Annotated in this window: 14 protein-coding genes and 1 tRNA gene; 13 read left to right on the top strand and 2 right to left on the bottom strand. The window is 70.2% G+C overall.

What is annotated here, in order from left to right; translation table 11 throughout:
- The first annotated feature begins 14 nt into the window (after nucleotides 1-14).
- From gabT to poxB, 8 genes are all read left to right on the top strand, one after another.
- Complete coding sequence (gabT, locus tag BLU02_RS06365; RefSeq protein ID WP_060923365.1) at nucleotides 15-1,376, top strand: 4-aminobutyrate--2-oxoglutarate transaminase; 1,362 nt, start codon at nucleotides 15-17, stop codon at nucleotides 1,374-1,376.
- Between the two features lie 89 nt (nucleotides 1,377-1,465).
- A complete protein-coding gene (locus BLU02_RS06360; protein ID WP_060923364.1) occupies nucleotides 1,466-2,848 on the top strand; it encodes a flavin monoamine oxidase family protein in 1,383 nt (460 codons plus the stop codon).
- Complete coding sequence (locus BLU02_RS06355; protein WP_083370910.1) at nucleotides 2,848-3,732, top strand: universal stress protein; 885 nt, start codon at nucleotides 2,848-2,850, stop codon at nucleotides 3,730-3,732. The genes BLU02_RS06360 and BLU02_RS06355 overlap by 1 nt, the downstream gene beginning before the upstream one ends.
- The gene (locus tag BLU02_RS06350) at nucleotides 3,732-5,288 is read left to right on the top strand and encodes an APC family permease (protein WP_025102346.1); all 1,557 of its coding nucleotides are present in this window, start codon (nucleotides 3,732-3,734) and stop codon (nucleotides 5,286-5,288) included. The genes BLU02_RS06355 and BLU02_RS06350 overlap by 1 nt, the downstream gene beginning before the upstream one ends.
- A 14-nt stretch (nucleotides 5,289-5,302) precedes the next feature.
- Nucleotides 5,303-6,769, top strand: coding sequence for an NAD-dependent succinate-semialdehyde dehydrogenase (locus BLU02_RS06345; RefSeq protein ID WP_060923240.1), 1,467 nt, complete (start codon nucleotides 5,303-5,305; stop codon nucleotides 6,767-6,769).
- Between the two features lie 66 nt (nucleotides 6,770-6,835).
- Nucleotides 6,836-8,200 carry an NAD-dependent succinate-semialdehyde dehydrogenase gene (locus tag BLU02_RS06340; RefSeq protein ID WP_060923241.1) on the top strand — a complete coding sequence of 455 codons (1,365 nt, stop codon included), beginning with the start codon at nucleotides 6,836-6,838 and terminating at the stop codon, nucleotides 8,198-8,200.
- Nucleotides 8,201-8,322: 122 nt separating this feature from the next.
- Nucleotides 8,323-8,760 carry a pyridoxamine 5'-phosphate oxidase family protein gene (locus tag BLU02_RS06335; RefSeq protein ID WP_060923242.1) on the top strand — a complete coding sequence of 146 codons (438 nt, stop codon included), beginning with the start codon at nucleotides 8,323-8,325 and terminating at the stop codon, nucleotides 8,758-8,760.
- A 40-nt stretch (nucleotides 8,761-8,800) separates the two neighbouring features.
- Complete coding sequence (gene poxB / locus BLU02_RS06330) at nucleotides 8,801-10,525, top strand: ubiquinone-dependent pyruvate dehydrogenase (RefSeq protein ID WP_060923243.1); 1,725 nt, start codon at nucleotides 8,801-8,803, stop codon at nucleotides 10,523-10,525.
- Nucleotides 10,526-10,587: 62 nt separating this feature from the next.
- On the opposite strand, the gene BLU02_RS06325 is transcribed toward poxB, so the two are convergent.
- Together BLU02_RS06325 and BLU02_RS06320 are read right to left on the bottom strand one after the other, a co-directional pair.
- Nucleotides 10,588-13,380 (bottom strand): hypothetical protein, encoded by a 2,793-nt coding sequence (locus BLU02_RS06325; RefSeq protein WP_083370909.1) that lies wholly within the window; start codon nucleotides 13,378-13,380, stop codon nucleotides 10,588-10,590.
- A gap of 28 nt (nucleotides 13,381-13,408) precedes the next feature.
- Entirely contained in the window at nucleotides 13,409-15,229 is a 1,821-nt protein-coding gene (locus BLU02_RS06320; RefSeq protein WP_060923014.1) for an HSP90 family protein, read from the bottom strand.
- A 192-nt stretch (nucleotides 15,230-15,421) separates the two neighbouring features.
- Between BLU02_RS06320 and BLU02_RS06315 the strand changes: the two genes are divergently transcribed.
- The 5 genes from BLU02_RS06315 to rplA all read left to right on the top strand — a co-directional run bounded on the left by BLU02_RS06315 (nucleotide 15,422) and on the right by rplA (nucleotide 18,300).
- Nucleotides 15,422-15,494 (top strand) — tRNA-Trp (locus BLU02_RS06315).
- Between the two features lie 39 nt (nucleotides 15,495-15,533).
- Nucleotides 15,534-15,806, top strand: a complete 273-nt coding sequence (gene secE / locus BLU02_RS06310; RefSeq protein WP_025102339.1) for a preprotein translocase subunit SecE — start codon at nucleotides 15,534-15,536, stop codon at nucleotides 15,804-15,806.
- A 42-nt stretch (nucleotides 15,807-15,848) separates the two neighbouring features.
- The gene (nusG, locus tag BLU02_RS06305) at nucleotides 15,849-16,883 is read left to right on the top strand and encodes a transcription termination/antitermination protein NusG (protein WP_060923013.1); all 1,035 of its coding nucleotides are present in this window, start codon (nucleotides 15,849-15,851) and stop codon (nucleotides 16,881-16,883) included.
- A 284-nt stretch (nucleotides 16,884-17,167) separates the two neighbouring features.
- On the top strand, nucleotides 17,168-17,599 hold the full coding sequence (gene rplK / locus BLU02_RS06300) for a 50S ribosomal protein L11 (RefSeq protein ID WP_025102337.1): 432 nt from the start codon (nucleotides 17,168-17,170) through the stop codon (nucleotides 17,597-17,599).
- A gap of 11 nt (nucleotides 17,600-17,610) precedes the next feature.
- On the top strand, nucleotides 17,611-18,300 hold the full coding sequence (rplA, locus tag BLU02_RS06295; RefSeq protein WP_025102336.1) for a 50S ribosomal protein L1: 690 nt from the start codon (nucleotides 17,611-17,613) through the stop codon (nucleotides 18,298-18,300).
- The last annotated feature ends 19 nt before the right edge of the window (nucleotides 18,301-18,319 follow it).

Genomic DNA, 18,319 nt, shown 5'->3' with positions numbered 1-18,319 from the left:
CGTACGCTCGCGACATGGCTCTCCTCGACACCGCAGCACCCGCAGTCCCCCTCGGCGGCCCCGACCTCCCGCAGGAGCGTCGCCTCGTCACGGAACTCCCCGGCCCGCGGTCGGCCGAGGTCCTCGCCCGCAAGGCGGACGCGGTCGCCGCCGGTGTCGGACACACCGTGCCCGTCGCCGCCGTCGCCGCCGGGGGAGGGGTGGTCGTCGACGCCGACGGCAACTCGCTCATCGACCTCGGCTCCGGCATCGCGGTGACCACGGTCGGCAACGCGCACCCGAAGGTCGCCGCGGCCGTCGCCGCGCAGGCCGCGCAGTTCACCCACACCTGCTTCATGATCTCGCCGTACGAGTCGTACGTCGGCGTCGCCGAGGCGCTCAACCGCGTCACCCCCGGTGACTTCGCCAAGAAGAGCGCCCTGTTCAACTCCGGCGCCGAGGCCGTCGAGAACGCGATCAAGATCGCCCGCAAGCACACCGGACGCCAGGCCGTCGTCGCGTTCGACCACGGCTACCACGGCCGCACGAACCTCACCATGGCGCTGACCGCGAAGTCGATGCCCTACAAGAGCGGCTTCGGCCCGTTCGCCCCCGAGGTCTACCGCGCGCCGATGTCCTACCCGTTCCGCGACGGACTCGAGGGCGCAGAGGCCGCGGCCCGCGTGATCCTCCAGCTCGAGAAGCAGATCGGCGCCGACAACCTCGCGGCCGTCATCATCGAGCCCATCCAGGGCGAGGGCGGCTTCATCGTCCCCGCCGACGGCTTCCTCCCCGCGATCGTCGACTGGTGCAGCGCGAACGGCGTCGTCTTCATCGCCGACGAGGTGCAGACCGGGTTCGCCCGCACCGGGCACATGTTCGCCAGCGAGATCTTCGGCATCGAGCCCGACCTCATCACCACCGCCAAGGGCATCGCGGGCGGGCTGCCCCTCGCGGCCGTGACCGGTCGCGCCGAGATCATGGACGCCTCGCACTCCGGCGGCCTCGGCGGCACCTACGGCGGCAACCCGATCGCCTGCGCGGCGGCGCTCGCGGCCATCGACGTGTTCGAGAACGACGGCGTCATCGAGCGGGCCCGCGAGATCGGCGAGATCCTCATCGGCCGCCTCACCGCCCTCCAGTCCGAGGACGCCCGCATCGGCGACGTCCGCGGTCACGGTGCGATGGTCGCGGCCGAGTTCGTGGACCCGGAGACCAAGGCTCCGGACGCCGCGCTCACGGCCGCCGTGGCCAAGGCGTGCATCGCTCAGGGCGTCATCGTCCTCACCTGCGGCACGTACGGCAACGTCATCCGCTTCCTCCCGCCGCTGTCCATCGGCGACGAGCTGCTGAACGAGGGCCTCGACGTCGTGGCCGAGGCGCTCGCCGGCGCCTGACACTGTCCGGTCGCGTCCCCGGATCGGGGGATTTCGGGACGCGACCGGTACTTCTTCCCCCGCATCCCCCGACGACGAAGGAGTTGCAGATGGCTGAGATCACCCGCGACGTGCTGATCGTGGGCGCCGGAGCCGCAGGGCTCACGGCGGCCAACGACCTGCGGAAGGCCGGACTGTCGGTCGCCGTGCTGGAGGCCCGCGACCGCGTGGGTGGCCGGCTGTGGACCGACGTGATCGACGGCGCCATGCTGGAGATCGGCGGCCAGTGGGTCTCGCCCGACCAGGACGCCCTCAAGGACACGATCGAGGAGCTGGGGCTCGAGACCTACAGCCGCTACCGCGAGGGTGACAGCGTCTACGTCGGCCCGGATGGCCAGGCCCACCGCTTCACGGGCGAGATGTTCCCGGTGTCGGCGGAGACCGAGGCCGTGATCGCCCGCATCACCGGCATCCTCGATGCCCTCGTCGCCGAGATCGACCCGGACAAGCCGTGGGAGCACCCGAACGCGGCCGAGTGGGACTCCATCTCGTGGGACGCCTGGCTGCGGTCGCAGACCGACGACGACGAGGCCGTGCGCAACCTCGCCTTCGCGACCGGCTCGGCGATGCTGACCAAGCCGACCCATGCCTTCTCGCTCCTGCAGTCGCTGCTGATGGCGGCGTCCGCCGGCTCGTACTCGAATCTCGTCGACGCCGATTTCATCCTCGACAAGCGCGTCGTGGGAGGGCTCCAGCAGGTGCCGCTGCGCCTCGCCGAGCGCCTGGGTGACGACGTGCTGCTGAACCAGCCCGTCCGCAGCCTGGAGTGGTCGGACGACGGGGTCGTGGCGACCACCGACGACCTCACGGTCCGGGCACGGTACGCGATCCTCGCGCACGCCCCCATCCTCTACAACCGCATCTCCTTCGTCCCGCCGCTGCCGCGTCGTCAGCACCAGCTGCACCAGCACCTGTCGATGGGCTTCGTCATCAAGGTGCACGCCGTCTACGACAGCCCGTTCTGGCGCGAGCAGGGCCTGAGCGGTACGGCGTTCAGCCCGTACGAGCTGTCGCACGAGGCGTACGACAACACCAACCACGGGGACGAGCGCGGCACCCTGGTCGGTTTCGTGTCCGACGCCAACGCCGACGGCGTGTTCGAGCTGTCGGCCGAGGAGCGCAAGGAGCGCATCCTCGAGTCGCTCTCGCACTACTACGGTCCCGAGGCCAAGAACCCGGTCGTCTACTACGAGAGCGACTGGGGCAGCGAGGAGTGGACCCGCGGCGCGTACGCCGCGAGCTTCGACCTCGGGGGTCTGCACCGCTACGGCGCCGACCTGCGCACGCCGGTCGGACCGATCCACTTCGCCTGCAGCGACATGGCCGGAGCGGGTTACCAGCACGTCGACGGGGCGATCCGCATGGGCCACCTCGTCGCGGCGAACATCGTCGACGCCCGCCGCGAGGCCGGCGCTCCCGAGAGCATCGGCTGATGACCGGCTCGGTCGTCGTCGGCTACACGGCGACGGATGCGGGGGCCGACGCGGCGGCGCTGGCCGCACGACTGGCGCGCAGCATCGGCGCGACCCTGCACCTCGTGATCGTGCTGCCGACCGAGGGCACCCGCAGCGCCGCCGTGCCACCGGAGCGCGCCTACGAGGACGTCATCCGGAAGCAGGCGCGGAGCTGGCTGCAGGACGCGGTGGTGCGTCTGCCGCAGGAGCTCGTGCGCAGCGGCCACGTGCGCTTCTCGGAGTCGTTCGCCGAGTGCCTCATCGCCGCCGGTGAGGAGTTCGACGCCAGCGTCATCGTGATCGGCACGGCCGGTGGAGGCCTCTTCGGCCGGCACCGCCTGGGCAGCGTCGCGTCGGAGCTGCTGCACTCCTCGCCGATCCCGGTGGCCCTCGCGCCGTCCGGTCTCGCGCAGCAGGACGACCACGTGCTCCCGCGCGTCACCGTCGCCGTGGGCACCCGGCCCGGCGCGGAGGGCGTGCTCGACCAGGCCGTCGCCCTCGCCGGCGCCGCCGAGGTGAGCCTGCGGCTGGTGTCGCTCGTGCCGTTCGACGTGCCCCCGGGACTCGACACCGGGGCGATCCGCCTCGCCGGCAGCGAGCACGCGCACCAGGTGCTGGCCGTCGCCGCCGAGCGGCTGCCGGACGGCCTCGGCGCCGTCGTCGAGGAGGCCCCCGGCGAGACGGTGGAGGACGCCGTCGCCGGGCTCTCCTGGCTCCCCGGCGAGGTCGTGCTCGTCGGCTCCAGCCGGCTGGCGCAGCCGCGCCGACTCTTCCTGGGCTCCACGGCGGCGAAGATGCTGCACGAACTGCCCGTCCCCATGATCGTCGTCCCGCGTACCCGCGATGAAGCAGGAGACCGCTGATGAGCAGCACCAACCGGGCGACGGAGCCCGCATCCGGCGTCACGACCGGAATCTCGACGAAGGGCCTGAGCGCCGGCACCGTCGGCCTGATCGGCGCCGTCGTGATCGGCATCTCGTGCATCGCCCCCGCCTACACGTTCACGGCCGCCGTCGGCCCCACCGCGTCCGAGGTCGGCGCGCAGATCCCGGCGATCATCCTCGTCGGCTTCATCCCGATGCTTCTGGTCGCCTTCGGCTACCGCGAGCTCAACAACCGCATGCCCGACTCCGGCACCTCCTTCACCTGGGCCGCCAGGGCGTTCGGGCCGTGGGTGGGCTGGATGGCCGGCTGGGGTCTCGTGGTCGCCACGATCCTCGTGCTGTCCAACCTCGCCGGCGTCGCGGTCGACTTCCTGTTCCTGCTGCTGTCGCAGATCACGGGCAACGCGGAGATCGCCGATCTCGCCGGCGTGACCTGGATCAACATCGGCGTCTGCCTGCTCTTCATGCTCGGCGCGACGTGGGTGTCGTACCGCGACATGCAGACCACGCAGAAGCTGCAGTACTGGCTCGTCGGATTCCAGATCCTCGTGCTCGTGTTCTTCGCGGTCGCCGCGATCGTGCAGGCCGTGGGCGGCAACGGCTTCGACTACCAGCCGTTCGACCTCAACTGGTTCAACCCGTTCGCGATCTCGTCGTTCAGCGCGGTCGCCGCCGGTCTGTCGCTGTCGATCTTCATCTTCTGGGGCTGGGACGTCACCCTCACGATGAACGAGGAGACGAAGGACCCGGAGAAGACCCCGGGGCGGGCGGCCACCGTCACCGTGCTCACGATCGTCTCGCTCTACCTGCTCCTCGCCGTCGCGATGATCATGTTCGCGGGCGTCGGCACGGGGGAGCTCGGCCTCGGCAACGGCGACATCCAGGAGAACGTGTTCTTCCACCTCTCCGGACCGATCCTCGGGCCGCTCGCGTTCCTCGTCTCTCTCGCGGTGCTCACGAGCTCGGCGTCGTCGCTGCAGTCGACGTTCGTCGGTCCGGCCCGCACCCTGCTCGCGATGGGCCACTACGGTGCGCTCCCGAAGTCGTTCGCGAAGGTGAGCCCACGGTTCTTCACCCCGGGCTACGCCACGATCGTGTCGGCCATCGTGGCCTCCGCGTTCTACGCGGTGATGCGCGTGGTCAGCGAGGACACGCTGTGGGACACGATCCTCACGCTCGGCATGATGATCTGCTTCTACTACGGGATCACCGCGTTCGCCTGCGTCTGGTACTTCCGCAAGCAGTGGTTCGACTCGGCGCGGAACGTCTTCTTCACCTTCCTGTTCCCGCTGGTGGGCGGCATCATCCTGGCGATCCTGTTCTTCACCACGCTGATCGACTCCATGGACCCGGCCTACGGCTCCGGGTCGGAGATCGGCGGCATCGGGATCGTCTTCATCCTCGGCATCCTCATCATCGTCGTCGGCATCGCCGTGATGATCTGGAACGCCATCCGCCGCCCCGCCTTCTTCCGCGGTGAGACGCTGGGTATGGACGCTCCGCCCAGCCGTCGTCGTCGTCCCACGTCCGTCTGAAAGAGAGAGAATCCATGAGCACTCAGAACGAGCAGGCGCTGCTCGACAGCATCCCCACCGGCCTCTTCATCGGCGGGGAGTGGATCGAGGGGGAGACCGGCGCGACCTTCGACGTCAAGGACCCCTCGACGAACCAGGTGATCCGCACGATCGCCGACGCCACCCCCGCGGACGGCATCCGGGCGCTCGACGCCGCCGTCGCCGCGCAGGACGAGTGGGCCGCGACGGCGCCGCGCGTGCGCGGCGAAATCCTCCGCCGGGCGTTCGATCTCGTGCAGGAGCGCAAGGAGGACCTCGCGCTGCTGATGACGCTCGAGATGGGCAAGCCCCTCGCCGAGGCCCGCGGCGAGGTCGCCTACGGCGGCGAATTCCTCCGCTGGTTCAGCGAGGAGGCCGTGCGCATCAGCGGCCGCTACGGCCTGAACCCCGAGGGCACCGGTCACATGATCGTGTCGCAGCGCCCCGTCGGTCCGTCGTTCTTCGTCACGCCGTGGAACTTCCCGTTCGCCATGGCCACGCGCAAGATCGCCCCCGCCCTCGCCGCCGGCTGCACCGTGGTGATCAAGCCCCCGGCACTCACGCCGCTCACGACCATCTTCTTCACGACCCTGCTCGAAGAGGCCGGTCTGCCCAAGGGCGTCGTCAACGTCGTGCAGACCTCGAAGTCGAGCGCCCTGTCGGCGCCGATCATCGCCGACCCGCGTCTGCGCAAGCTGTCCTTCACCGGGTCGACCGAGGTCGGCCGCAAGCTCATCGCGCAGGCCGCCGAGGGCGTGCTCCGGGTGTCGATGGAGCTCGGCGGCAACGCCCCCTTCGTCGTGTTCGACGACGCGGACCTCGACAAGGCCGTGGACGGCGCTCTCGCCGCGAAGTTCCGCAACATCGGTCAGGCCTGCACGGCGGCGAACCGCTTCATCGTGCACAAGGACGTCGCGGGCGAGTTCGCCAAGCGCGTCACCGAGCGTGTCAACGGCATGAAGATCGGCCGCGGCACGGAGGAGGGCGTGGCGATCGGCCCGCTCATCGACGAGGACGCCGTGGCCAAGGCCGGCGAGCTCGTGGACGACGCCGTCGAGCGCGGAGCGACCCTGCTCGCGGGCGGCAAGGCGCTCGAGGGCACCGGCACGTTCTACGAGCCCACGGTCCTCACCGACGTCGTCCCCGGTTCCGCGATCCTCCGCGAGGAGATCTTCGGTCCGGTGCTCGCGATCGCGACCTTCGAGACCGAGGACGAGGCCGTGCGCCTCGCCAACGACACCGAGTACGGCCTGGTCTCCTACGTCTTCACCGAGAACCTGCAGCGCGGTCAGCGGATGATCGACGCGCTGGAGACGGGCATGATGGGTCTCAACGTGGGTGTCGTCTCCAACGCGGCGGCTCCCTTCGGCGGCGTCAAGCAGTCCGGCGTCGGCCGCGAGGGCGGCTTCGAGGGCATCCACGAGTACCTGTCCACCAAGTACACGCTGATCCCGGTCTCCTGACCTTCCCCCTGAACGGCCTGGGTCCCTGAGCCTGTCGAAGGGCCCCAGCACACGAGAGGACAACTCATGACCGACTACGCCGTCGTCAACCCCGCCACCGGCGAGACCCTGGCGTCGTACGACACGTTCACCGACGCGCAGATCGAGGAGGCCGTCGCCGCCGCGGACGAGGCCCACCGCGAGTGGTCGCGCTCCACCACGGTCGCCGACCGTGCCGCGCTGCTGCGCCGTGCAGCCGAGCTGCACCGCGAGCGCCGCGAGGAGCTGGCCGACATCTTCGTGCGCGAGATGGGCAAGCCGCGGGAAGCCGCACTCGGCGAGGTCGACTTCGCCGCCGACATCGCGGAGTACTACGCGGACCAGGCCGAGGACATCATGGCCGACCAGCCCATCAAGATCCTCGGGGAGGGGTCGGCGATCATCCGCCGCTCCTCGCTGGGACCGCTCGTGGGCATCATGCCGTGGAACTTCCCGGCGTACCAGATCGTGCGCTTCGCCGCGCCGAACCTGATCGTCGGCAACACGATCCTCCTGAAGCCCGCGCCGCAGTGCCCGGAGTCGTCGAGCGCGATCGAGGCGATCTACCACGACGCCGGCTTCCCCAAGGGTGCGTACCAGAACGTGCTCGCCACGAACGACCAGATCGCGGCGATGATCGCGGACTGGCGGGTTCAGGGCGTGTCGCTGACCGGCTCCGAGCGTGCCGGCGCCGCGGTCGCCGAGGTCGCGGGCCGCAACCTCAAGAAGGTCGCACTGGAGCTCGGCGGGTCCGACCCGTTCATCGTGCTCTCCACCGACGACCTCGACGCCACCGTGCAGGCGGGCGTGGACGCGCGCCTCGACAACAACGGGCAGGCCTGCAACGGCGCCAAGCGCTTCATCATCGTCGACGACCTCTACGACGCGTTCGTGGAGAAGTTCACGGCGGCGATGGCGGCCGTAGAGGCGACCGATCCCACGCTCGACGACACGGTCCTCGGCCCGGTCTCGTCGGAGGCGGCGGCGGAGAACCTGCAGAAGCAGATCGACACCGCCGTGGCCCAGGGTGCGACCCTGCTCACGGGCGGCACGCGCGACGGGGCGTTCTTCGCACCGACCGTGCTCGCCGACGTGACCCGGGAGATGGACGTCTACCGCGAGGAGCTGTTCGGCCCCGCGGCCGTCGTCTACCGTGTCGCGGACGAGGAGGCGGCGGTCGCGCTGGCCAACGACACCACGTTCGGTCTCGGCTCCTACGTCTTCACGACGGACGAGGCGCAGGCGGAGCGGGTGGCCGACAGGATCGAGGCCGGCATGGTCTACGTGAACCTCGTGCTCGCCGACAGCCCCGAGCTCCCGTTCGGCGGCATCAAGCGCAGCGGCACGGCTCGGGAGCTCGGCCACCTCGCCGCCGACGAGTTCGTCAACAAGAAGCTGATCCGCATCGGCTGACCGTCGACCCACCCCCTTGCGGCCGAGCGGCCCCCTTGCGTGCGCACGCAAGGGGGCCGCTCGCACGAGAGGGGCCGGGTCGACGGGGTGCGCGTCGAGGACAGACGAGGCACAATGGCGGCATGAGTGCGCACACGGATCCGGTCCAGTCCCTCACCGCGGAGCAGAGCTGGGAGCACCTGCGCAGCCAGGAGCTCGGGCGGCTCGTGACCCGGGTCGGCGAGACCATCGACATCTTCCCCGTGAACTATGCCGTGGACGGCGAAGGACTCCTGTTCCGCACGGCCCCCGGGAGCAAGCTGTTCGAGCTGACGGTCAACGCCGACGTGCTCTTCGAGGTCGACGACCACACGGACACCGCCGCCTGGAGCGTCATCGTGCGCGGGCGTGCGGAGGCTCTGGAGACCGACGCCGACATCGAGCGGGCGGAGGCGGCGGGTCTGCGTCCGTGGATCCCGACCGACAAGCGCGTGTACGTGCGCATCGCCCCGACGTCGGTGTCCGGCCGCGCGTTCCGGCGCGATCCCGAGCCCGACCGGGACGGCCCGCAGGAGTACTGAGCCCGGCCCGGGGAGGCCTCGGCGGGCGTAGGGTCGGGGTATGGCCAACGTCGCTGAGAACATCGTCAAGACTCTGAACGCCAACGGAGTCGACCGGGTCTACGGCATCCCGGGCGACTCCCTGAACGGACTCACGGACGCCCTCCGCAAGGACGGCCGGATCCGCTGGGTGCACGTACGCCACGAGGAGTCCGCCGCCTTCGCCGCCGCGGCCGACGCCGGCACCACCGGAGACCTCGCCGTCGTGGCGGGCTCGTGCGGCCCCGGCAACCTGCACCTCATCAACGGCCTGTACGACGCGCAGCGCTCCCGCGTGCCGGTGCTGGCCATCGCCGCGCACATCCCGACCGTCGAGATCGGCACCGGGTACTTCCAGGAAACCCACCCGCAGGAGCTGTTCCGCGAGTGCAGCGTGTACGTCGAATACGTCGCTGACCCGTCGCAGATGCCGCGGCTGATGGAGATCGCGATGCGCGCGGCCATCGAGCAGCGCGGCGTCGCCGTCCTCGTGATCCCCGGTGACGTGGCGCTGTCCGAGATCGCGGACGACCGCGCCGTGGTGATCGAGCGCACCCGCCCGCTGATCCAGCCCAGCGGCCCGGAGCTGGAGAAGGCCGCGACCATGCTGAACGCGGCGAAGAAGGTCACCATCCTCGCCGGGGCCGGCGTGGAGGGCGCGCACGACGAGGTGATCGCGCTCGCCGACGCGCTCGGAGCCCCCATCGTCCACGCGCTGCGGGGCAAGGAGTTCATCGAGTACGACAACCCGTTCGACGTCGGGATGACCGGGCTGCTCGGCTTCGCGTCCGGCTACCGGGCCATGGAGGCCGCCGACACGCTCCTCGTCCTCGGCAGCGACTTCCCGTACGAGCAGTTCTACCCGGAGCACGCGACCACCATCCAGGTCGACATCCGCGGGTCCCAGCTCGGCAAGCGGCACCCGCTCGACCTTGGCCTCGTCGGTGACGTGAAGGCGACCGCCGAAGCCCTGCTGCCCCGTCTCGCGCGGAAGGACGACCGCGGCCACCTCGACGACGCCGTGGCCCACTACCGGAAGACGCGGAAGAAGCTCGACGAGCTCGCGGTGCCGGCCAAGGGAAAGCGGCCCATCCATCCGCAGTACCTCGCCCGACTGCTGGACGAGTATGCCGCCGACGACGCGATCTTCACCGCCGACGTGGGCTCGCCCACCGTCTGGGCCGCGCGCTACCTGTCCATGACCGAGGGGCGCCGGCTGATCGGATCGTTCACGCACGGCTCGATGGCGAACGCCCTGATGCACGGCATCGGCGCGCAGGTCGCGCATCCGGATCGTCAGGTCGTGGCGCTCGCCGGCGACGGCGGCCTCGCGATGATGCTCGGCGAGCTGCTCACGCTCACCCAGAACGGTCTCCCGGTCAAGACGATCGTGGTGAACAACTCGTCGCTGAACTTCGTGGAGCTGGAGATGAAGGCCGCCGGCTTCGTCACCTACGGCACCGGGTTGGACAACCCCAGCTTCGCGGCGATCGCCGAGGCCATGGGCATCTTCGCCCGTCGGGTGGAGCGCAGCGAGGATCTGCCGGAGGCCGTCCGCGAGGTCCTCGCGCACGATGGTCCCGCGCTCCTCGACGTCGTGACCGAGCGCCAGGAGCTGTCCATGCCGCCCGCGATCGAGGCCGCGCAGGTCAAGGGCTTCGCGCTCTACGCCATCCGCACGGTCATGTCGGGTCGCGGCGACGAGCTGCTCGACCTCGCACGGGCGAACTGGCGTCAGCTCTTCTGACGCGGCCCTCCGCCACGTGACGCCGGCTCGGGACCCCCTCCGGACCCCGAGCCGGTGTCGTGTCAGCTCTCGACGAGTGCCCTGACCTCTGCGGCCTCGGCGTGCCGCCCCAGTGCCTCCAGCATGTCGCCGAGCTCCAGTGCCGCCACCTGACGCAGCGGTGGGAAGCCCTCGGCATGCTCCAGGGCGCTCCGGTACACCGGCACGGCATCGGCCGGGCGGTCGTTCCCCGCGAGCACCCGGCCCGCGAAGAGTTCCGAGCTTCCGGCGGCGCCCTGGTCGCCGAGCGCCGCGAAACCGTCGGCGGCGGTGAGAGCCGCGGCGACGGCCTCATCGGTCCGGCCCAGCTGAGCGAGCGCGCGGCCGCGAGAGTCGGTCACGTCAGCGAGCAGCCAGCCGGCTTCATGCTCCTGGGCGAGCGCGGCGACCTCGTCAAAGAGCGGGAAGGCGCGCTCGTCACCCCGGCCTGCGTAGGCCTGGCCGAGGCTGTGCAGCACCTCGGACAGCGCACCGACGGCCTCGGGGGCACGCCGCACGATGTCCGCAGCGCCCTCCAGCAGCCGGACGGCGTCGTCGTGCTCCTCGAACCGGGCGAGGATCTTCGCCTGCTCCGTCATGGCCATGGCCTGGTCGGCGTGGGACTCCGCCTGCCCGAACAGCTCGGCCGCGTAGCCGTGTGCGCCGACCGCCTGACCGAACTCGCCGGACTCGGCGAGCGACCGGGCCAGGAGCGAGGCGGTCATGGCGCGCGAACCCGCCGGAGTCTCGGCGTTCTCCTCGCGTTGGAGCACGTCGCCGAAGAGCTCGGCTGCCTCCTCCGCGTCTCCCGCGCGGAGCATCGCCCTGGCCAGCCGGAAGTCGACGCCGGTGCGATCGCCGTCGTCCTGCAGGCGAGCGGCCAGACGGTAGCGGGCGACGGCCTTCTCGGGCTCCTCGGCGTCCTCCCAGAGCGCGCCCGCGAGCACATGGGCCTCGGCGAGAGCGCGGGTGGCGCCGAGTTCGGCGAGCAGCCGGCACACCTCGTCGGCGTCGACGGCCCCGTCCTGGTACGCACCCGTGCCGCCGCGTACGCGGGCCCGGGTCTGCAGCGCGTGGGCCCGGTGTCCGGCGGACAGGTCCTCCTGGGAGAGGAAGCGGTCGAGGAGCGTGCGACCGGCGTCGAGGTCGCCCTTGCTCAGCACGGCGCCGATCGCCACGAGGGTCGTGGTGTTGGACAGCCGGGTGTCCTCGGCCTCCGCGAACGAGCGCGCGGCGAGCTCGGCGAGGTCGAGCGCCGCATCCGGCTCCTCCGCCCGGAGGTGCAGCGACGCGCGGCTGATCGCCAGATCGCCGCGCGACCACGCGGGAAGACGGTCGGCCTCGGCCAGTTCCTCTTCGAGCGCCGCCATGGTCTCGTCGGTGTGCAGGCCGAAGGTCGCCAGGCCGAGCCGCTCCTCGAGGTCGGCCTGCGCGTCGTTCCCGGCGGTCCGAAGCGCGGCGATCCGTTCGGGGAGAAGGCGCTCGGCCTCGTCCACGCGATCGAGTGCGACGAGGATGCCGAGGTGCATCGACAGGAGCTGCGCGCGCTTGGCGGCGTCGTCGATCTCCAGGGCGTGCGGGAGGGCGGCGAGGGTCTCCTGCTCGGCGCCGAACTGCGCGAGCTGCATCGCCCGCTCGAACCAGCCGTCCGGGTCGGTCGGGGTCGCGGCCGGCGCGGGGGCGACGAACGCGTCGGAGCGGATCGGGACGTCGTAGCTCTCGTCGGCGAGAGCGCGCATCCGGGCGAGGCTGCGGGCGTGGCCGTCAGTGCCGTCCCGCTCGTCGAACTGTGCGCCGATGCGCTCGGCCGTCGACCAGGCGGTCGCGGCGAGCTCGGCGGCGCTCCACGGGCCGTCGTGCGCGCCCAGCAGCGGCACGAGCGCCGGGGCGTCGGCGCCGCGGACCGGGGTGTCGCCGTGTCCGGCGGCGGTGACGCGGTCGAGAGCGACCGCGAAGGCGGTGAGGGCGGCGAAGTGCGCGTCGACGTTGAGGCCGTCGTGGGCCAGCCACGCGATGTGCTTCTCGATCAGGGCCAGCGCCCGCGCCTCGTTGCCGGTGATCGCGGCGAACACGATGTTGTTGGCCACGATGCGCAGGTTGTCCGGGTTGTCCTTCGCCAGGCGGTAGCTGCGCAGGTGCGCGGTCTTCGCGTCCTCCGCGCGACCGGCACGCAGGTACGGCAGCAGCACGCGGGACAGGGCGTGCTCCGGCTCCTCGCCGCACGAGAACCCGCCCTCGAGCATCTCCTCGACGAGGCGGATCGCGTCGGCGTCCCGGTCGGTCTCCGCGAAGAATCCCGCGAACTGGCTGCGGCTGCACGCATCGCAGTGGCTGTGCTCGTCGCGCGGCGTGGCCTCGAGCTGCACCCGGAGGGCCTCGGCGGCGTCGAACCGACCGGCATCCCAGGCGTCCTCGAAGCGGGCGGTCAGCACGCCGCTGAGGCCGAGCCCTGCGGCGCGGTAGTGCGCCTCCATGTCGTCGAGCACCGCCGCGATCTGCTCCTGCGAGAAGGCGGGGGAGGAGCGCAGGGACGACGCCATCCACTTGAACTGCCACATGAGGTCGGCCCCGCCGTTGTCGAGGTCGGCGGGGAACCGCTGCGGGTCGGCGTCGTGATGCGCCAGGCACCAGGCGAAGGAGTTGAGCATGACGTCGGTGGCCCCGACCATGTTCGCCGAGGCGGTCTGGCGCATGCGGGCCTCGTACTCCAGCCGTTCGTCGCCGATCTCGATGGCCAGGGCGACGGCCTCCGCCACGAGGGCCTGCTCGGCCGGGCCCCACGGGGTGCGATCGATCTCCTCGATGAGCTGCTGGAAGCGCTTCTTCGGACGTGCCATGGAGGGCCCTTTCGGGTAGTCGGGGGTGTCAGCGCGCGTCGAAGGGGAGCGTGTCCCCCTCGATCCCGGCGGAGAGCGAGACGAGGTCGGAGAGGGCGCTGGTCATGAGCGCCCGATCGGCGTCCGAGAGCGGGTGGTGACCTGCGAGGAGCGCCTGGATGTAGAGGAGTTGGACCGTGCGCGCGAACACGGCGTCGTCCTCGACGCGGACGAGGGCGCGGACGACGCGGTTGGACCAGTTCAGGCACAGCCGCGCCGTGAGGTCGTCGTCTCGCGCGGACGAGAGCGTCTGGTCGATGCGGTCGAGCACCCCGCCCCAGAGCGTGCTCGCGATGCCCTTGGTGCGTCCGCGATCGATCGTCCGCAGCACCTCGGGATCCGCGACGTAGAGCCCGGTCAGCTCGGGGCGATCGATCGCCCTGACCACGACGGCACAGTCGGAGGCGGCGAGCACGGCGCCGGCGCGGGACTCCAACGCCATCGCGATGTCCCGGTCGTCGAGCGGCGGCGGGTCGAGGCGATCGAGCTCCCCGGTCACATCGACCTGCTCGACCGTGACCTGCGGGTAGAGGTCGGGGAGCAGGCGGATCAGATCGGCGTCATAGAGGTAGCCGCCGTTGACGAGCACCTCGTCCGAGGGGGAGATGCCCGCCACCTGGCGGAACTCGTCGACGGTCTGGGCGTAGCGCACGTGAGGGTAACGCTCCACGAGCTCGCCGATCCGCATCGTGCCGTGCGTCGTCTCCACGGTGAGCCAGCGGGTGATGAAGCGCGCGAGCTCCTCATCGTGGCGCACCAGGGACTTGAGTCCGACCTCGTGCACGGCGACGAACTGCGCGAGACGATGCGGTTCGCGCAGCCCGAGTTCGAGCACCCAGCGGCGGATCCCGGCGCCGAGCTGCTCCCGGACGTGCTCCAGGGCCGTGTCCTCGACGAGGGATTCGCGGCTCGCGGTCGGCGCGAGGCCGGTGGAGTCGACGACGGCGCGCACGAAGAAGGCCCAGTCGGGCAGGACGTCGTCGACGCGCTCGGACAGCAGCATGCGCCCCAGGTACATACGGGTCGCCTGGCGGGCGCCGGGCGGGGGTGCGAAGGGCAGCACGTACGCCAGGCCCTGCGTCCCGGTCGCCGGCTCGCTCAGCGGGATCACGTCCAGCGGGGCGGCCCCGAGCAGGTCGCGACCGTACTGCACGGCCGCCTCGATGTCGGCGGCGGGGTCGAGGAAGGGCGGCTCGCGCGTCACGTCGATGTCCCCGCCCGGCGCGTCGATGGTCACCCGCACCGGCAGGAACTCCCCGAACGTGGTCGCGAGCTCGTGCACGGCCGCCGGCCGCAGCAGCTCGTCGGCGTCGAAGCGCGGCACGAGGTGCACGCTGGTGCCGATCGGCAGGTCGTCGTCGATCTCCGCGACGCGGAACGTGCCGTCGGCGCTGCCCGTCCACTCCACCGCGGGTCCGCCTCTGGCGCTGCGGGAGCGGATGACGATGGTGTCGGCGACCATGAAGCAGCTCAGCAGCCCGATGCCGAACTGGCCGAGGAAGTCGCTCCGGGGGAGGTCGAAGATGTCCCGCTTGGAGCTGCGTCCGACGGTCGCGAGCAGATCGGCGACCTCGGCTGCGGTCAGGCCCACCCCGTCGTCGCGGAGCACGAACTCACCGGTCTGCGCGGTGAGCGGCGTGATGCGGATGCGGCTCCCGCCCCCGTCGACCTCACGGCGCGCCGCGATCGCGTCCCTCGCGTTCTGGAGCAGCTCCCGCAGATAGACCCGGGGACTGGAGTAGATGTGCCGGCTGAGCAGATCGACGACTCCGCGCAGATCCACCTGGAACTGCTGCACATCCCCACTCACATGCGTCCCTTCCTGCTTCGTCCGCCCGCCGAGCCTAGCAACAACGCGGGTTCCGCTTCCTGTTCGGCACCACCGGATCGATGCCGTATGCTTGGTGAGCAGTTGTTCTCTGCATTCTTTCGCCGTGCCTGGCGTCTACGACATCGGCCGGTGGCAGGGTGGGGAGGGCATCCCCGAGACCTCCGGGTCTCTAGGGCGGTAGCTCAATTGGCAGAGCAGCGGTCTCCAAAACCGCAGGTTGCAGGTTCGATTCCTGTCCGCCCTGCGCGTCAGCGCACGCTGACACACGAAAGGTACATTCAGGATGGATCAGGACGAACCGCGCGGCGACGTCGTCGCGGCCGGCGCCACGCGCCAGAAGAAGGGCAACCCCTTCTCCCGGTTCTTCGGGGGCATCGCCCTGTTCATCCGCCAGGTCATCGCCGAACTGCGCAAGGTCGTCACCCCGACCCGCAAGGAGCTTTTCAAGTTCACGGGTGTGGTGCTCGTCTTCGTCCTGATCGTCATGGGCATCGTCTACGGTCTCGACTACGTCTTCGGGCTCCTGACGCACTACGTGTTCGGAATCCCTGGCTGATGACCCCCGCGGCGACAGCCGCAGCTATGGAGAAGAAGCAACGTGTCTGAACGATATTCCGACGACGCCGACTGGGCGACCGCCGCAGAGCAGTCCAGCGAGGAGGACGAGGCCCAGGAGGGCAACGTGCTCGCCGCCGAGGAGCTCTCGGTCACCTCTGCCGAGCACGTCGCGGTCCACGTCGAGGACGAGGACGGCGAGCAGGAGACGGAAGACATCGACATCGACATCGACGACCCGGAGGCGGACGCCATCGTGAACGACGCTCTGAACCTGGACGAAGCCGCGGAGTCCGAAGCCGCCGCCGAGGTCCTCAACGATTCCGTGGCCGAGGAGGTCGCGGAGCAGGAGGCCGAGGCGGCCGACGAGGTCACCCCGTACGAGGGACCTGACGTGAACGGCGAGGACGACCGTCCCGCCGCCGAGTCCGACGACGACGAGTCGGCTTCCGAGGAAGACCCGTACGAGGCCTTCCGCATGGACCTGCGCATGCTCCCCGGCAAGTGGTACGTCATCCACTCGTACGCCGGCTTCGAGCGCAAGGTCAAGGCGAACATCGAGCAGCGCAAGTCGACGCTCGAGGTCGAGGACGAGATCTACCAGGTCGAGGTCCCGATGGAGGACGTCGTCGAGATCAAGAACGGCCAGCGCAAGATGGTCACCCGTGTGCGCATCCCCGGCTACGTGCTGGTGCGCATGGAGCTCACGGAAGACACCTGGTCGGTCGTGCGGCACACCCCCGGCGTCACCGGCTTCGTGGGCAACGCCCACAACCCGACGCCGCTGCGCTTCGAAGAGGCCTTCAACATGCTGAAGTCCCTCGTCGAGGTCAAGGACGTCCCGACCGCCAAGAACATCGCGGCCAAGGGCGGCGTCGCCGTCGCCCGCCCGCTTCCCGCCGAGGTCGACTTCGAGATCGGCGAGACCATCACGATCAAGGAGGGCTCGTTCGCGGGTCTTCCCGGTTCGATCAGCGAGATCAAGCCGGAGAGCGGCAAGCTCACGGTCCTCGTCTCCCTCTTCGAGCGCGAGACCCCGGTCGAGCTGTCGTTCGACCAGGTCACCAAGATGATCTGACACTGTCTCGAGAACGGCCGTCCCTTCCGGGGCGGCCGTTTTCTTTCCGTCGACCCACCCCCTTTCGTGCCTCCCGGCCCCTTGCGGACGTACGCAACGGGCCGGCTCGTACGGAAGGGGCCGGCTCGCCAGCGGGGGAGAGATCAGGTAGACTTACGTGGTTTGTGCGATAGCCCGCATGGGTCCCTGAGCTTGTCGAAGGGCGCGCAGACGACCACGGGCCGGAGAGGCCGGAGCCGTGGGAGAAGCGGATGCTCGCATCCGCCTCGAGGAAAGGAAAGAGAATGGCACCGAAGAAGAAGGTGACCGGCCTGATCAAGCTTCAGATCAACGCCGGTGCCGCCAACCCGGCGCCGCCGATCGGCCCCGCGCTCGGTCAGCATGGCGTCAACATCATGGAGTTCTGCAAGGCGTACAACGCCGCGACCGAGTCGCAGCGCGGCAACGTCATCCCCGTCGAGATCACCGTCTACGAGGACCGCAGCTTCACCTTCGTCCTGAAGACCCCGCCGGCAGCGGAGCTCATCAAGAAGGCGGCCGGCGTGCAGAAGGCTTCGGCCACCCCGCACACCGTCAAGGTCGGCAAGATCACCAAGGACCAGGTCCGTCAGATCGCCGAGCAGAAGCAGGCCGACCTGAACGCGAACGACATCGAGGCCGCCTCGAAGATCATCGCCGGCACCGCCCGTTCCATGGGCATCACGGTCGAGGGCTGAGGAGAATAATCATGGCTACCAAGTCCAAGGCTTACAAGGCTGCCGCCGAGAAGATCGAGGCAGACCGTTTCTACACGCCGTCCGAGGCCGTCGCGCTCGCGAAGGAGACCGGTTCGGCGAAGTTCGACTCGACCGTCGAGGTCGCGCTGAAGCTCGCCGTCGACCCCCGCAAGGCGGACCAGATGGTGCGCGGCACCGTCATCCTGCCCCACGGCACCGGTAAGACCGCCCGCGTTATCGTGTTCGCCACCGGACCCGCGGCCGAGGCTGCTATCGCCGCCGGCGCCGATGAGGTCGGCGGCGCCGAGCTCATCCAGAAGGTCGCCGACGGCTGGACCAACTTCGACTCCGCGGTCTCGACCCCGGAGCTCATGGGCCAGGTCGGCCGTCTCGGCAAGGTGCTCGGTCCCCGTGGCCTGATGCCGAACCCGAAGACCGGCACCGTTACTCCGAACCCGGCCAAGGCCGTCGAGGAGATCAAGGGCGGAAAGATCGAGTTCCGCGTCGACAAGCACGCCAACGTGCACTTCGTCATCGGCAAGGCCTCGTTCTCGGCCGAGCAGCTGAACGAGAACATCGACGCCGCTCTCGAGGAGATCGTCCGCCTCAAGCCGTCCAGCGCCAAGGGCCGTTACATCCAGAAGGGTGCGGTGTCGACCACGTTCGGCCCCGGCATCCCGCTGGACGTCAACGCCATCTGACGCGTCGACGGGTCTCGCA

Origin of the sequence: Microbacterium paraoxydans (assembly GCF_900105335.1) — a bacterium.
GTDB classification, from domain to species: Bacteria; Actinomycetota; Actinomycetes; order Actinomycetales; family Microbacteriaceae; genus Microbacterium; species Microbacterium paraoxydans.
Note: the sequence above shows the minus strand (reverse complement) of the source record. Positions and strands in the feature narration are given on the sequence as shown.